The 14,857-nt window shown below is 62.5% G+C and carries 14 protein-coding genes and 1 pseudogene; 5 read left to right on the plus strand and 10 right to left on the minus strand.

Annotation, left to right across the window (positions count from 1 at the left end; all coding sequences use genetic code 11):
* From CFB82_RS17735 to mnmE, 6 genes are all read right to left on the minus strand, one after another.
* Positions 1-234: hypothetical protein (locus CFB82_RS17735; protein WP_218829056.1), on the minus strand; the 234-nt coding region annotated here is incomplete at its 3' end.
* A gap of 153 nt (positions 235-387) precedes the next feature.
* A complete protein-coding gene (locus CFB82_RS17740) occupies positions 388-1,170 on the minus strand; it encodes a hypothetical protein (RefSeq protein ID WP_089484713.1) in 783 nt (260 codons plus the stop codon).
* A 96-nt stretch (positions 1,171-1,266) separates the two neighbouring features.
* Positions 1,267-1,632, minus strand: a complete 366-nt coding sequence (locus CFB82_RS17745; RefSeq protein ID WP_085509413.1) for a hypothetical protein — start codon at positions 1,630-1,632, stop codon at positions 1,267-1,269.
* 106 nt (positions 1,633-1,738) lie between these two features.
* Positions 1,739-1,909, minus strand: a complete 171-nt coding sequence (locus tag CFB82_RS43265; protein ID WP_174942462.1) for a hypothetical protein — start codon at positions 1,907-1,909, stop codon at positions 1,739-1,741.
* Positions 1,910-1,928: 19 nt separating this feature from the next.
* Positions 1,929-3,164, minus strand: a complete 1,236-nt coding sequence (locus CFB82_RS17750; RefSeq protein ID WP_089484714.1) for a tyrosine-type recombinase/integrase — start codon at positions 3,162-3,164, stop codon at positions 1,929-1,931.
* A 167-nt stretch (positions 3,165-3,331) separates the two neighbouring features.
* Positions 3,332-4,726, minus strand: a complete 1,395-nt coding sequence (mnmE, locus tag CFB82_RS17755; RefSeq protein ID WP_069249181.1) for a tRNA uridine-5-carboxymethylaminomethyl(34) synthesis GTPase MnmE — start codon at positions 4,724-4,726, stop codon at positions 3,332-3,334.
* Between the two features lie 344 nt (positions 4,727-5,070).
* On the opposite strand from mnmE, the gene CFB82_RS17760 reads away from it, so the two are divergent.
* Entirely contained in the window at positions 5,071-5,502 is a 432-nt protein-coding gene (locus CFB82_RS17760) for a transcriptional regulator (RefSeq protein WP_047852380.1), read from the plus strand.
* A 107-nt stretch (positions 5,503-5,609) separates the two neighbouring features.
* Here the strand turns inward: CFB82_RS17760 and yidC are convergent, their stop codons facing one another.
* The 4 genes from yidC to rpmH all read right to left on the minus strand — a co-directional run bounded on the left by yidC (position 5,610) and on the right by rpmH (position 8,239).
* Entirely contained in the window at positions 5,610-7,277 is a 1,668-nt protein-coding gene (yidC, locus tag CFB82_RS17765) for a membrane protein insertase YidC (RefSeq protein WP_089484715.1), read from the minus strand.
* A gap of 8 nt (positions 7,278-7,285) precedes the next feature.
* Positions 7,286-7,552 carry a membrane protein insertion efficiency factor YidD gene (yidD, locus tag CFB82_RS17770; RefSeq protein WP_006750110.1) on the minus strand — a complete coding sequence of 89 codons (267 nt, stop codon included), beginning with the start codon at positions 7,550-7,552 and terminating at the stop codon, positions 7,286-7,288.
* A gap of 75 nt (positions 7,553-7,627) precedes the next feature.
* Positions 7,628-8,089, minus strand: coding sequence for a ribonuclease P protein component (rnpA, locus tag CFB82_RS17775; protein ID WP_039364627.1), 462 nt, complete (start codon positions 8,087-8,089; stop codon positions 7,628-7,630).
* A gap of 15 nt (positions 8,090-8,104) precedes the next feature.
* Positions 8,105-8,239: a 50S ribosomal protein L34 gene (gene rpmH / locus CFB82_RS17780; protein ID WP_004198824.1), complete on the minus strand. Its 135-nt coding sequence runs from the start codon at positions 8,237-8,239 to the stop codon at positions 8,105-8,107.
* Positions 8,240-8,660: 421 nt separating this feature from the next.
* Here rpmH and dnaA point away from each other — a divergent pair, with 421 nt between their 5' ends.
* From dnaA to CFB82_RS17800, 4 genes and pseudogenes are all read left to right on the plus strand, one after another.
* A complete protein-coding gene (dnaA, locus tag CFB82_RS17785) occupies positions 8,661-10,238 on the plus strand; it encodes a chromosomal replication initiator protein DnaA (protein ID WP_089444696.1) in 1,578 nt (525 codons plus the stop codon).
* 168 nt (positions 10,239-10,406) lie between these two features.
* Positions 10,407-11,513, plus strand: coding sequence for a DNA polymerase III subunit beta (gene dnaN, locus CFB82_RS17790; RefSeq protein ID WP_039364632.1), 1,107 nt, complete (start codon positions 10,407-10,409; stop codon positions 11,511-11,513).
* Positions 11,514-11,705: 192 nt separating this feature from the next.
* Positions 11,706-14,180 (plus strand): DNA topoisomerase (ATP-hydrolyzing) subunit B, encoded by a 2,475-nt coding sequence (gyrB, locus tag CFB82_RS17795; RefSeq protein ID WP_089444697.1) that lies wholly within the window; start codon positions 11,706-11,708, stop codon positions 14,178-14,180.
* A gap of 496 nt (positions 14,181-14,676) precedes the next feature.
* A pseudogene (locus CFB82_RS17800) lies at positions 14,677-14,857 on the plus strand (IS5/IS1182 family transposase); the annotation flags it as partial.

Here is a 14,857-nt window from a genome sequence, read left to right on the forward strand (position 1 = left end):
CTCATACACCGCCTCCAACGTCAGTTCCTGTCGTCTGGCGATCTCTTTCGCTCGCACGCCGTCGCTGAACATCAGAATCGTCCGCGACCGGTCTCGTATTCGCCAATCACGACGGCTTCTCGCCATCGCTTCAAGCTTTGTACGTTCTTCCTGCGTCAGTTCCAGCGCTTTCAATGCCATCAGCTTCGTTGCTCGTCCCGTCCAGTTCGAACCATGATTGTAGAGACATTTCATGTCGAAGGCTTACCGAGTTTCTCGGCGGCTTGGTTGGGGCGAAGGCCCCGAGTGTTCACGGACATCGACTCTCTCCTTAGAGTTTGTCTCGACACATGCACGGTTGTGCTTGTCGATGTCCGTATTTAAAAAACCATCCGGCACGCAGCCCGGCTAAATGCGCCTTTTTCCTCCCCTAACCTCACTCAGCAATTTCTTAAACCATCCGTAAGAAATCGGGCGAACTCCGTCATTCTCAGCATTGGGCGGCGTGTAGCGGTAGGCGCGGCTCTCGCCTTTGCCGACTTCCGTCACCTCTTCGCCGTCGGTCCATTCATTTAGCGACGTCTTCAGGTGCGGCCATATCTCGGACGGCTTTGAATCGGGATGCTCGCGGCTAAGTGAGCGAATAACGTCAACTAGCGTTCTCTTGTCGTCACTCTTTGCACGCCGCTCTTTACGTGCCTTCCCCGATTGAGCATCGGATTGCGCGCGGCCATGCCCTGCATCTATCAGGTATTTTCTGTGCATATACAGAATGGTCTTGCGGACAATAGCGCTCGGGTCATTCGGGCAACCGTCGAGCAATGCCATTACCTCAATGAAGTCATCCTCAAAGTCGCTCGGGTCGCCAAAATCTCCTGCAACTCCCGAAGGTCGCATGCGCCCGCCATAGTAGTCACTCAGAAGGGCCAGCTCCTTATCACTCAGGTGAGTTGCTGATTCGAGATATCCCTCATAGGCGTATAGGTCATCGCGCAGATAGTGCTCGGTTTCCGGTTGCGGGAACCGTTTCACCGAATCGTCGAGGTGATTTGGCATAAAAATGCCTGGGATCTCCACGGGGCCGGTACCGCTATCGAAATGAAACCTGTAAAGCAGATCGCCCTTGCGCGCCAGTGGCTTTTTCGTCGCAATTATCGCTTGCTTAAGCGTTAGTTTCTTTGGTTGCTTCACATGCGCCCTTCTGCGCTTCCTTCAATCGGGTGCCCCTACCAGACCGGTGAAGGTGTCCGGCTTTTCGCTCCGTCGAGCTAGGCAGGGGCGAATCGACTATGCCGGCTCTTTCACCCAGTCGAGAAATCGTTCGTGGTTGCATCCCGCCACCATGATGCGCGCCGACGCAGAATCGGCTAAATCGGCCACCTGACGGAGGAGCTTAGCGAAGTCCAGCAATGACTCAGTAACCGGCGCAAACACCTCGGCTTTCGCCGCGTCTTCGGCAAGCTCCCGATAAAATTCGCCTCCCTTACCCGCGATCACAGCAGTCAACCGCCAATTGCGTCCCACACGCTCTTGGTTCAAAACGAGGTCAGCCAGGCGCTCCACGTCCTGTGGTGCAATGGCAGGCTCACAGTGCAGGACCTGTTCGTAGAGCGCATCGAGTTCATTGTCGCCGGTAGAATTGGAGTCAACCATGATTCAAGCTCCTTATTAGCTTGGTTTGTGGTCAGGTGCTGGTCGGTGTTCCCGCACCCTCCAGCACCGCATACGCCTGATCCCGTCAGGCAACGGTCGAACGCCTTCACGCGCCGCCATCCGGACGCCGCCCTTCGAGCAGCTCCTTCACTTCCTCCAGCATTTGTACAGCCGGCGGCAAATGTTGATCGCGTACATGGCGGCGGCGCGCTTGGTAGAGGTGAAATAGCGCCACGTCCAGCTTGCCCTGCACGATCTCGACTTCGTATTCGTTCATCATAGGCACTCGATATCGTTCAGGCTGCTGACGGACCGAAATTTCCGATCACGACCTTCTTCTCTCCGACGACCTGAACCTCGACAAACTCGGCCCACAGCTGGAGGATCTTCCGCCGCTCGTCTGCATACTCGGCCCGGTTGTACACGCCCTTGATGCCCTTGATCGAATGCGCCAGCGCCTTTTCGATCGCGTCCGACGACATGCCCATCTCGTGCAGGTGCGTCGACGCGGTACGACGGAAGTCGTGCAGGACGAAGTGCTGAACGTCGAGGCTGAGCGAGCGCACTGCCTGATTGAGTGTGCTCTTCGCGATCGGCTGGTCACCGCGGCCGCGCGTCGACGGGAATACGTGCTCGTGATTCCCCGTCTGCTCATACAACTCGCGGAGCATCGCAACGGCCTGCGAGGAAAGGTAGACCCAATGCTCCTTGTCCTTCTTCATCCGGTCGGCAGGAATACGCCAGATGCCCGCGTCGAGGTCGAACTCTGACCACCGCGCCTCGATCAGCTCGGACTTCCGGACCATCGTCAGGATCAGCAGGTGGATCGCGAGCTTGAGCGCACGGCGAATATCTGAGGCGTAGACGGCGCGCAGCACCATACCAATCTCGTCAGGAGAGAGAACTCGCGAGCGGCTGTCTTGAGTGGCGACGAAGCGCGCGACGACGGCATGAGCCGGATTCGTCGGCGCAAGCTGGCGCGCGATCGCGTATTCGAACAGTCGTTTGATGACGTTCCGGGTCGAGAGCGCCATTTTGGGCGCGCCGCGGGCCTTGATCCGGTCACAGATCGCCAGCACGTCGCCAGGCGTCACGTCCGGCAGCGGCTTGTTGCCGATCGCCGGATAGATGTCCTTCTCGAGCGCGCGCTTGATCGTCCGAGCGTACTCAGGCGACATTCCAGCGATCTGGGTTGTGTACCAATCGTCGCCGAACTCCCGAACCGTATCGAAGCGCTTCACCGCGCCGCGATCCTTCTTGGCATCAGCGATAGGGGAAACGCCTTTGGCGACGATCTCGGCGTATCGGCGTGCCTTTTCGCGCGCCTCCTGCAACGTGACCGCGGGGTAGTCCCCGATCGTGACCATCGGCTGCCGTTCGCCGTGCAGTGTGTACCGGTAGCGCCAGACCTTCGAACCCGACGTCATGACCTCCAGCACGAGGCCGCCACCGTCCGAGATGCGGTAGCGCGCCGCCTTCGGCTTGAGCGCCTTGATGCGGGTGTCATTCAGCGGGACGACGGTTTTCGGCATGGTTGGTACACATCGGTTGGGACACAACGTCCCTGTGTACCTAAATGTGTACCATCAAAGGCTGGATGTCAATAGACAACCTTGGGCAACGCTAGGCGATCAATCCTAGTATTTACAAGGGTTTCTGAGGGGTGACTAGACGACCTTGGGCAACCTTGGGCGACTGGTTATTTTCCGATACAAAACCTGCTGAAAATCACCCCCAGCAGATCATCCGAAGTGAATTCCCCGGTAATCGCATTGAGCTGCTCCTGCGCGAGTCGCAATTCCTCGGCAAACAGATCGAGCGACTGCGCCCTTTGCTCCGCATGATCCGCCGCCTGCGCGAGATGCTCCTGCGCGGCCCGCAGCGCGATCAGATGCCGCTCGCGCGCAAGATAAACGCCCTCGGCCCCCGCCTGCCACCCCGCGATCCGCAGCAGCTCCGCACGCAGCATGTCGATCCCGTCGCCGCGCTTCGCCGACAAATGCACCTCGGTCAGGTCGCCCTCAGCCGCCGGATGCTCGACGCACGCCGCCACACCGGTCAGATCCGTCTTGTTCAGCACGCGCACCACCGGCACGCCGCCCGGGAACCGCGCCGCGATCGTCTCGTCATCCGCCGTCATCCCGGTGCGCGAATCCAGCAAATGCAACACGACATCCGCCCGCTCGATCTCGCTCCACGTGCGCGCGATACCGATCCGCTCGACCTCGTCCTCGGTCTCGCGCAACCCGGCCGTATCGATGATGTGCAGCGGAATCCCTTCGACCTGGATCGTCTGCGCGACCTTGTCGCGCGTCGTGCCCGCGATCGGCGTGACGATCGCCAGCTCCGCGCCGGCCAGCGCATTCAGCAACGACGACTTGCCGACGTTCGGCTGCCCCGCCAGCACGACCGACAACCCTTCACGCAGCAGCGCCCCCTGCCGTGCATCGCCCAGCACGTGCGCGAGCTGCGCGCGGATCTTCGCGAGCTTGCCGCGCGCGTCAGCCGCTTCCAGGAAATCGATCTCTTCTTCCGGAAAATCGAGCGTCGCCTCGACCAGCATCCGCAGCGTGATCACGTCGTCGACGAGCGCATGGATCTGCCGCGAGAACGCGCCGTCGAGCGAACGCCCGGCCGAACGCGCGGCGGCTTCGGTGCTCGCCTCGATCAGGTCAGCAACGGCCTCGGCCTGCGCGAGATCGAGCTTGTCGTTCAGGAACGCGCGCCGCGTGAATTCGCCGGGTTCCGCGAGCCGCAGCCCGAAACCGCGCCCCGCATCCAGGCAGCGCTGCAGCAACAGCTGCATCACGATCGGCCCGCCATGCCCCTGCAGTTCGAGCACGTGCTCGCCGGTGTACGAATGCGGCGCCGGGAAGTACAGCGCGATCCCGCGGTCGAGCGACGCGCCGTGCTCGTCGAGGAACGGCACGTAGCTCGCATGGCGCGGGGCAAGCTTCTGCCCGCACAACGCGTCGATCAGCGGCAACGCGGCCGCCTCGCCGCCTCGCCCGAACGACACGCGGACGACCCCGATGCCACCCCGGCCGGCAGCAGTGGCAATGGCGACGATCGGATCGGAATCGGTAGCGAGCATGGGAATCGGATGAATGGGATGAATCGGGTGATCAGTGAATATGGTGCGCCCGCGCAACACCTCGGGCATCGGAACGCCGGCATTGTAGCGTGCCGGCACACATGTCACCGCCCGCCGCGCTGGATTCGGACGCGCTCGAATTTATCCCGCCGGGGATAAGCCAAGTATCAGCCCGGCGCCATGTCGCAGCCACCGTTTCGGACGAGTATGCGTGCTGGAGCGGCCTAACGCTGCGGCCCTCAATTCCACCACCCACCTCGATCAAGACCGGGATTCACCTGAACGCGATATGTTTATCCTTAATGGTTGTCTGAGAGGCGGCGGTGGAATTGCACAATCTCCCCATGCCGACATCCGAAGAAAAAGCCGCGTTCTCGGAACGCCTGAAATTCGCCCTGCGGCGCAGCCCGGAGAAGGTCACCGGTGCGACGGAGCTGGCGAACCGATTCAATCTGCGCCACCGCGGAGCGCAGCCCGTTTCGCCGCAAACCGCGCACAAATGGCTGACGGGCCGCACGATCCCGACGTCGGACAAACTCGCCACGCTCGCCGAATGGCTGCGCGTCGAAGTCCACTGGCTGCATTACGGCCCGTCGCCGAGCGTGATCGAACACCCGACGCCGCAACCGCTGCCGCGCGACGAGCGCTATCCGCCGACGCCCGAGACGATCGAACTCGCGTCGAAGATCGAAGCGTTGTCGCCGCATCATCGCTACCTCGTGCAGGAACTGGTCGAACAGTTCTACGGCGACTCGGGCGAAGCGAAGAAGGGCTGAACCCGCATTACCGGCCCCGCAAAAAGCAAAAAGCCGCATGGGCGAACCATGCGGCTTTTTTTCGTGCATCGCGAGGCGAACGCACCGCCCCGCGTGTGCAACGGGCGTCAGGCCGGTTTCTTCTTGGCCCCGCCGAGCTTGCGCGTGATGTAGTACTGCTGTGCGATCGACAGCACGTTGTTCACGACGTAGTACAGCACGAGGCCGGCCGGGAAGAAGAAGAACATCACCGAGAACGCGATCGGCATGAACTTCATCATCTTCGCCTGGACCGGGTCCGGCGGCGTCGGGTTCAGGCTCGTCTGCACGTACATCGACACGGCCATCAGCACCGGCAGGATGAAGAACGGATCGCGCTGCGACAAGTCGTGAATCCACAGAACCCACGGCGCGCCGCGCATTTCGACCGACGCGAGCAGCACCCAGTACAGCGAGATGAACACCGGGATCTGGATCACGACGGGCAGGCAGCCGCCGAACGGATTGACCTTCTCGGTCTTGTACAGCTCCATCAGCGCGGCGTTCATCTTCTGCGGATCGCTCTTGAAGCGTTCGCGCAGCGCCTGCATGCGCGGCGTGATTTCCTTCATGCGCGCCATCGACTTGTAGCTCGCAGCCGACAGCGGGAAGAACACGGCCTTGATCAGGATCGTCAGCAGCACGATCGACCAGCCCCAGTTGCCGATGTAGCCGTGGATCTTCTCGAGCAGCCAGAACAGCGGCTTCGCGATGATCGTCACCCAGCCGTAGTCCTTCACGAGTTCCAGGCCCGGCGCGATGCCTTCGAGCATGCGCTCTTCTTCCGGACCGGCGAACAGGCGGGCCTGCACGTCGGCCGACTGGCCAGGAGCGATCGCGGCGACCGGCTGCTTCACGCCGACGCGGTACAGCGTCGGGTCGATCTTTTCAGCGTAGATGTCGCGCTTCACGCCCTGCTGCGGAATCCAGGCCGACGCGAAGTAGTGCTGCACCATCGCGACCCAGCCGTTGTCGGCGGAGTTCACGTAGTCGGCCTTGTTCTTGTCGAGGTCGCTGAAGTTGATCTTCTGGAAGTGCTTCGCGTCCGTGTAGACCGCCGGCCCGAGGAACGTGTGCGAGAACATCGGCGTTTCGACGGCCGTGTTGTCGCGCACCAGTTCCATGTAGACCGTCGGCGTGACCGGTGCCGTGCCGACGTTGTCGATCTTGGTGTCGACGCCGATCACGTAGCTGCCGCGCGTGAACGTGTAGGTCTTCACGACCTTCACGCCGCCCTTCACCGGCGACTCGAACGACAGCTTCAGCGCGTTCTGGTCACCCGTCAGCGACGTCGTGCCCGGATTCAGCTGCGTGTAGACGTCGTTGTGGTTCGGGAAATCGCCGCCGAGCAGGCCCGAGCGTGCGAGATACGTGTGGCCGGCCGTGTGGTCGAACAGCGTGATGTACAGGTCGGGCTGCTTGCCGTCGCCCTGCTTCTTCAGCGTCAGCTTCGCGAGCGTGCCGCCGCGCGTGTCGATTTCGCCGTCATACACGTCGGTCGAGAACTTCACGAGCTGCGCCTGGGCGGCCGGTGCCGTCGTCGACGGTGCGGCGCCGGCTGCGGCGGCAGGCACTTCACCTGCGGTCGTCGTCGTCGCGCCCGTGCCCGATGCACCGCCGGCAGCGGCCGCGGGGGCCGTCTGCGTGGCACTCGGGAAGAACATCGACGGGCGTCCATGGTCGCGCTGCCAGTTGTCGTACAGCATGACAGCTGACATGAAGAAGATCACCCATAGGACGGTGCGTTTGATATCCATGCGTTGTCTCAGAGTCGATGGGACCGCGCGTCGGCTTCGCCGCGAGCGCGAGTGTCGGAGTTGGGCGGCGGGACGAGGTCGATGCCGCCCGCGGAAAACGGATGGCATCGGCACACGCGCCTGACGGCGAGATACGTGCCGCGCGCGGCGCCATGATACTGGATTGCCTCGCGCGCGTAATCCGAACAGGAAGGATAAAAACGGCAACGGTTGCCGAGCATCGGGCTCACGGCAACCTTGTAGAAGCGCAGCAAGGCGATCAATACCGTTTCCATACCTTGGGCGACGCCGTTCGGCGCCGCGTCAAAACCGGCCGGGCAGGCGCGAACGCCGCACCGGGCACGGATGCGTCACTCGGACGCGGGCTTCGACGCTCGGCGGGCGATCTCCCGGACTGCCCTGTCGAGCAGTTCGCGAATCTCGGCCGCGCACATCGCCGCGAGCGGGGCGGAAGCCGCGCTCGGCAGCGCTTTCTTGTCGAAGCGCGTGTGCTGCCGCAGCAGCAGGTCGTAACCGGCGAATTCGGCCCGGCGCAGGCGAAACTGATCGCGCGCTAGCCGCTTCACGAGGTTACGCGTCACCGCACGCGGCGCATACTTCTTGCCGACGACGAGCCCCAGACGCGCGGGCTGACCGGTCGGCTTGCCGTAAATCACGAAGTGCGCAGAGCGCCGCCAGGGGCGCAAACGAAAAACGGATGAAAATTCATCCGTTTTCAGAAGTCGCGCAGCTTTCGGGAAGGCGGCTTTCGTCTGCGACGGATTCGCACCCGGCTCGACGGCACCTTCCGCGGGACTGCGGACGGCGGACACAGCGCGCAACCTGCCTTAGATGGCGAGGCGCTTGCGGCCCTTCGCGCGGCGAGCGTTGATGACCTTGCGGCCACCTGCCGTCTTCATGCGGACACGGAAGCCATGGGTGCGCTTGCGGCGCGTCACGGACGGTTGGTAAGTACGTTTCATGATGTTCTCACTTGTTCGAGAATGTCGAAATTCAGGGGACCGCGTGCCCTTAACCGGAGGCATTCGGGCGAACGCAATCGCCGGGAATACAGGATTGGTTTTCGCGGAACCCGCTATTTAAACCGTTTTTCCGTTGACGGTCAATACTTTAGGAGTCGCTCGCCTGTGCCCACCCCGAGCGATCCGGCCCCGCGCCACACACAACCGGCCTGTGGATAACTCGCTCTGTGGCCGCGTTTGGCGGTAGAATCTCGCCTTATCTCCAAGAATCCCGCACGCCGCTTCGGCTCGCGCCTGCCCCTCCAAGACTGTGACGCAGGCGTCCGACGCACGCTCGCACGACCGCTTCGGGCCTTGTTGCGCCACCGCGACAAGGGCGCCGGCGAGCCGCGCTGTGCATGCAAAAAACGACAGTTACTTGATGAACGATTTCTGGCAACACTGTTCCGCACTGCTGGAGCGCGAGCTGACGCCCCAGCAGTACGTGACGTGGATCAAACCCTTGGCCCCGGTGGCCTTCGATGCGTCGGCGAACACGCTGTCCATCGCCGCGCCGAACCGCTTCAAGCTGGACTGGGTCAAGAGCCAGTTTTCGGGCCGCATCTCCGATCTGGCCCGCGAATTCTGGAGCGCGCCGATCGAAGTCCAGTTCGTCCTCGATCCCAAGGCAGGCATGCGCAGCGCCGCCGCCGGTGCGGCACCGGCCGCCCCGCGCGCGCCGCTGGCCCCAACCGGCCCCGCCGCGACTGTGGCCGCGATCGCCGCCAACCTGGCCGCGAATGCCGGCGCTGCGCCCAGCGCCCCGGCCGACGTGCCGATGACGCCGTCGGCGGCCGCCGCGCATCACCTGAACTCCGACGACGCCGACATCGACCTGCCGAGCCTGCCCGCGCACGAAGCGGCCGCCGGCCGCCGCACGTGGCGCCCGGGCCCCGGCGCCGCGCCCGCCGCCGGCGGTGAAGCCGATTCGATGTACGAGCGTTCGAAGCTGAACCCCGTGCTCACCTTCGACAACTTCGTGACCGGCAAGGCGAACCAGCTCGCGCGCGCCGCCGCGATCCAGGTCGCGGACAACCCCGGCATCTCGTACAACCCGCTGTTCCTGTACGGCGGCGTCGGCCTCGGCAAGACCCACCTGATCCACGCGATCGGCAACCAGCTGCTGCTCGACAAGGCCGGCGCACGGATCCGCTACATCCATGCAGAACAGTACGTGTCGGACGTGGTGAAGGCGTACCAGCGCAAGGCGTTCGACGACTTCAAGCGCTACTACCACTCGCTCGACCTGCTGCTGATCGACGATATCCAGTTCTTCTCCGGCAAGTCGCGCACGCAAGAGGAATTCTTCTACGCGTTCGAGGCGCTGGTCGCGAACAAGGCGCAGGTGATCATCACCAGCGACACGTATCCGAAGGAAATCTCGGGCATCGACGATCGCCTGATCTCGCGCTTCGACTCGGGCCTCACCGTCGCGATCGAGCCGCCCGAGCTGGAAATGCGCGTCGCGATCCTGATGCGCAAGGCGCAGTCGGAAGGCGTGAACCTGTCGGAAGACGTCGCATTCTTCGTCGCGAAGCACCTGCGCTCGAACGTGCGCGAACTCGAAGGCGCGCTGCGCAAGATCCTCGCGTATTCGAAGTTCCACGGCCGCGAGATCTCGATCGAGCTGACCAAGGAAGCGCTGAAGGACCTGCTGACCGTGCAGAACCGGCAGATTTCGGTCGAGAACATCCAGAAGACCGTCGCCGACTTCTACAACATCAAGGTCGCGGACATGTACTCGAAGAAGCGTCCCGCGAACATCGCGCGGCCGCGGCAGATCGCGATGTATCTCGCGAAGGAACTCACGCAGAAGAGCCTGCCGGAAATCGGCGAGCTGTTTGGCGGGCGCGATCACACCACCGTGCTGCACGCGGTGCGCAAGATCGCCGACGAACGCAGCAAGGACGCGCAGCTCAACCACGAGCTGCACGTGCTGGAACAGACGCTGAAGGGCTGAGCGCGACGCGCGCTTGATAATTCGGCCTCCGCCCCAATTTAAGGGGGGCGGTTCGGTTTTGAGGCACAATACTGGTTTGACCGCCCCGGTGGTGGCGGGCCAAGAGCCCGGCCGGCGGGGCGCTGCGAGGCTGCTGCGCTGCAGGCCGTTACTCAACGAAGGAACTCTATGCAACTGGTCAAGACCGAACGAGACACCCTCCTCAGGCCGCTGCAAACGGTCAGCGGCATCGTCGAACGCCGCCATACGTTGCCGATCCTCGCCAACCTGCTGATCACCAAGAACGGCTCGGACGTTTCGTTCCTGTCGACCGACCTGGAGCTGCAGATCACCACGCGCGCCGATTTCGGCGTCGGCGGCGACCAGGTCGCGACCACCGTCGCCGCGCGCAAGCTGCTCGACATCCTGCGCGCGATGCCTGACGGCCAGGTCACGCTGTCGCTCGCCGACAAGCGCCTCACCGTTCAATCCGGCAAGAGCCGTTTCGCACTCCAGACGCTGGCGGCCGACGAGTTCCCGACCGTCGCGCAGGCGAAGGATTTCGGCGCAACGCTGACCGTCCCGCAGAAGTCGTTCCGCCAGCTGCTCGGCATGGTGCACTTCGCGATGGCGCAGCAGGACATCCGCTACTACCTGAACGGCATGCTGCTCGTCGTCGACGGGGACCAGCTGATGGCCGTGGCCACCGACGGCCACCGCCTCGCGTTCTCGTCGATGAAGCTCGAAGGCGGCACGTTCGGCCGCCAGGAAGTCATCGTGCCGCGCAAGACGATTCTCGAGCTGCAACGCCTGCTCGAAGACATCGACGACACCGTCACAATCGACATCGCGCAAACCCAGGCCAAGTTCACGTTCGGCCAGGTCGAGCTCGTGTCGAAACTCGTCGAGGGCAAGTTCCCCGACTTCCAGCGCGTGATCCCGAAGGCGCACAAGAACACGTTCGAGATCGGCCGTGAAGAACTGCAGCGTTCGCTGCAACGCGCGGCGATCCTGACCTCGGACAAGTTCAAGGGCGTGCGCTGCATCATCGCGCCGGGCCAGCTGAAGATCATGTCGACCAACGCCGATCAGGAAGAGGCGCAGGAAGAACTGGAGATCGCCTACCAGGGCGATACCGTCGACATCGGCTTCAACGTCACGTATCTGCTCGACGTGCTCGCGAACCTGAAGGTCGACACCGTGCAGGTGAGCCTCGGCGACGCCAGCTCGAGCGCGCTGATTACCGTGCCCGAGAACGACGAGTTCAAGTATGTCGTGATGCCGATGCGCATCTGACGCGCGCGACATCACGACACACACCAGGGGGCGGCAAGCCCCTTTGGCGTTTTTATGGCGAACTGACAACCCGCCCTTTTAGTGCCTCTTCGGCACTTGGGGCGGGCCAGGAAACTGGAGCGGCCGGCGATTTCGCTCGCTGAAACGCACCGCGCCGCCACGAGAGTGGCCTCGCAGAACCGGAAGATATCCATGAGTGAACAGCACAATTCGCAACCCGATAACAGCAGCTACGGCGCCTCGTCGATCCAGATCCTCGAAGGTCTGGAAGCGGTGCGCAAGCGCCCCGGGATGTACATCGGCGACACGTCGGACGGCACCGGTCTGCACCACCTCGTGTTCGAGGTGCTCGACAACTCGATCGACGAAGCGCTGGCCGGGTACTGCAACGACATCCACGTGACGATTCACGCCGACAACTCGATTTCCGTGACCGACAACGGCCGCGGGATTCCGACCGACGTGAAGATGAACGACAAGCACGAGCCGAAGCGCAGCGCTGCCGAGATCGTGATGACCGAGCTGCACGCCGGCGGCAAGTTCGACCAGAACAGCTACAAGGTGTCGGGCGGCCTGCACGGCGTGGGCGTATCGTGCGTGAACGCGCTGTCGAGCTGGCTGCGCCTCACGGTGCGCCGCAATGGCAAGAAGCGGTTTATGGAATTCCATCGCGGCGTCGCGCAGGATCGCGTGCTTGAGGTGGTCGATGGCGTCGAAGTGTCGCCGATGCTGGTGACCGGCGACACCGAGAACCGCGGCACCGAAGTGCACTTCATGGCCGATCCGACGATTTTCGGCACGGTCGAGTATCACTACGACATCCTCGCGAAGCGGATGCGCGAGCTTTCGTTCCTGAACAACGGTGTGCGGATTCGCCTCACCGACCTGCGTTCGGGCAAGGAAGACGATTTCGCGTTCGCCGGCGGTGTGAAGGGCTTCGTCGAGTACATCAACAAGACGAAGACCAACCTGCACCCGACGGTGTTCTTCGCCAACGGCGAGAAGGATGGCGTGGGCGTCGAAGTCGCGATGCAGTGGAACGACAGCTACAACGAAAACGTGCTGTGCTTCACGAACAACATTCCGCAGCGCGACGGCGGCACGCACTTGACCGGCCTTCGGGCCGCGATGACGCGCGTCATCAACAAGTACATCACCGACAACGAAATCGCGAAGAAGGCGAAGGTCGAAACGACCGGCGACGACATGCGCGAAGGGCTGTCGTGCGTGCTTTCCGTGAAGGTGCCGGAGCCGAAGTTCAGCTCGCAGACGAAGGACAAGCTGGTTTCTTCCGAGGTGCGTGCGCCGGTTGAAGAAGTTGTGGCGAAGGCGCTGGAAGAATTCCTTTTGGAAACGCCGATCGACGCGAAGATCATCTGCGGGAAGATCGTCGAAGCTGCTCGTGCGCGTGACGCGGCTCGGAAGGCTCGCGAGATGACGCGCCGCAAGGGCGTGCTCGACGGCGTCGGCCTGCCCGGCAAGCTCGCGGACTGCCAGGAGAAAGACCCGGCGAAGTGCGAAATCTACATCGTCGAGGGTGACTCGGCAGGTGGGTCGGCCAAGCAAGGGCGCGACCGGAAGTTCCAGGCCATCCTGCCGCTGCGCGGCAAGGTGCTGAACGTCGAGAAAGCGCGCTACGACAAGCTGCTTTCGTCGGAACAGATCGTCACGCTCGTGACTGCGCTTGGGTGCGGGATCGGCAAAGAGGATTACAACCTCGACAAGCTGCGCTATCACCGCATCATCATCATGACCGACGCGGACGTGGACGGTGCGCACATCCGGACGCTGCTGCTCACGTTCCTGTATCGCCAGATGCCGGACATGATCGAGCGCGGGTACGTGTATATCGCGCAGCCGCCGCTTTACAAGATCAAGGCGGGCAAGGACGAGCGGTATCTGAAGGATGACGTGGAGCTCAACGCGCACATGCTGCGGTTGGCGCTGCAAGGGTCGGAGCTGGTGCCGGGTGAGAATGCGGCGGCGATTTCGGGTGATGCGCTTGGGGAGCTGGCGCGATCGTATCTGCTGTCGCAGAGCGTGATCGAGCGGTTGAGCCGGTTGTATGATCCGGCCGCGCTGGAGGCGGTCATGGATGGGGTGGTGATCGACCTCTCTAACGAGGCTTCGACCGAGGCTTCGGCTAAGGCGCTGCACGCTGCGTTGCATGATGAAGCGCTGAAGAACGAAGTGCGTGTGGTGCCTTCGTATGATCCGGTTCGCGAACAGCGGTCGCTGCATGTCGAGCGTACGCATCACGGCAACGTGCGAGTTTCGGTCATCGACCAGGAATTCCAGCACACGGCGGATTATCAGCAGCTCGTGACCACCGCGAATACGTTCAAGGGGCTCATCGGGGAAGGTGCGGTCATCAAGCGCGGTGAGCGCAGCATGGCCGTGGCGGACTTCAAGAGCGCGATGAAGTGGTTGTTGGCGGATGCTGAACGCAACGTCTCCAAACAACGCTATAAGGGGCTCGGCGAGATGAACCCCGAGCAGCTGTGGGAAACGACGATGGATCCGGCAGTGCGGCGTCTGCTGCGTGTGCAGATCGAGGATGCGATTGCTGCGGATGGGATCTTTACTACCCTCATGGGGGATGATGTGGAGCCGCGGCGTGCGTTTATCGAGTCGAATGCGTTGCGGGCGGGGAATATTGACGTTTGAGGTGCTTTGTAGACCTAGGGCGCCAGAGTAAGTGCGACTGGCGCCACAGTTTTGCGACTGGACGACGAAGTTGATGCGACCGCCCTACTGTCGAACATCACGATAAGGAAATTTGCCGAAGGCGTTAGGCGCGCGCCCGCCTAACTCAGGGCACAAATTCTCTGATGGCCTTGGAAGGCCAGCCCCCTGAGTGGGAAACTTTGTGAGGGTCGGGAATCCGATCCTCACCAACTCCTCCTATTGCCAAAAAACCAATCGCTCTCGGTTGGTTTTTTCTCCCAAGGTTTGGTGCGGATTCCGGACCTGGTCTGGCGAGCGCCACCCCTGCCAACCTAGGATGTCCCCTACCGACACCTCCAGTCACCGCCTAATGAGTCGGACATGCAAAACATAGTGGAACCAAGCCCTGCAAGGGATTGCCGGGAGCCGGATATGCTGCGAACTCCCAGAACGAATATCGATCTGATTTAGAACCTGGGAGCTGGAGCGCGCCGACATGACCGACGATTTCTTCCGAAGCCGCCTTGATTCGATGATCGACCTGCGCCATCCGCTTGCGGTGCTCGCGACGCGCATGCCGTGGGCGCAGCTCGAAGCTACGATGGCGCCGCTGTTCGCGCATCGCAATCGTGAAGGCATTGCTGCGCAGGTGATCGATCTGTTCGGCGCGACAGCGC

It is taken from the genome of Burkholderia sp. HI2714 (genome assembly GCF_002223085.1).
Classification (GTDB): Bacteria; Pseudomonadota; Gammaproteobacteria; order Burkholderiales; family Burkholderiaceae; genus Burkholderia; species Burkholderia lata_D.

Coding starts and splice junctions, on each gene's coding strand:
- CFB82_RS17745 (WP_085509413.1), bottom strand. CDS start 1,632: ATGGTTGACTCCAATTCTACCGGCGACAATGAACTCGATGCGCTCTAC.
- CFB82_RS43265 (WP_174942462.1), bottom strand. CDS start 1,909: ATGAACGAATACGAAGTCGAGATCGTGCAGGGCAAGCTGGACGTGGCG.
- CFB82_RS17750 (WP_089484714.1), bottom strand. CDS start 3,164: ATGCCGAAAACCGTCGTCCCGCTGAATGACACCCGCATCAAGGCGCTC.
- mnmE (WP_069249181.1), bottom strand. CDS start 4,726: ATGCTCGCTACCGATTCCGATCCGATCGTCGCCATTGCCACTGCTGCC.
- CFB82_RS17760 (WP_047852380.1), top strand. CDS start 5,071: ATGCCGACATCCGAAGAAAAAGCCGCGTTCTCGGAACGCCTGAAATTC.
- yidC (WP_089484715.1), bottom strand. CDS start 7,277: ATGGATATCAAACGCACCGTCCTATGGGTGATCTTCTTCATGTCAGCT.
- yidD (WP_006750110.1), bottom strand. CDS start 7,552: ATGGAAACGGTATTGATCGCCTTGCTGCGCTTCTACAAGGTTGCCGTG.
- rpmH (WP_004198824.1), bottom strand. CDS start 8,239: ATGAAACGTACTTACCAACCGTCCGTGACGCGCCGCAAGCGCACCCAT.
- dnaA (WP_089444696.1), top strand. CDS start 8,661: ATGAACGATTTCTGGCAACACTGTTCCGCACTGCTGGAGCGCGAGCTG.
- dnaN (WP_039364632.1), top strand. CDS start 10,407: ATGCAACTGGTCAAGACCGAACGAGACACCCTCCTCAGGCCGCTGCAA.
- gyrB (WP_089444697.1), top strand. CDS start 11,706: ATGAGTGAACAGCACAATTCGCAACCCGATAACAGCAGCTACGGCGCC.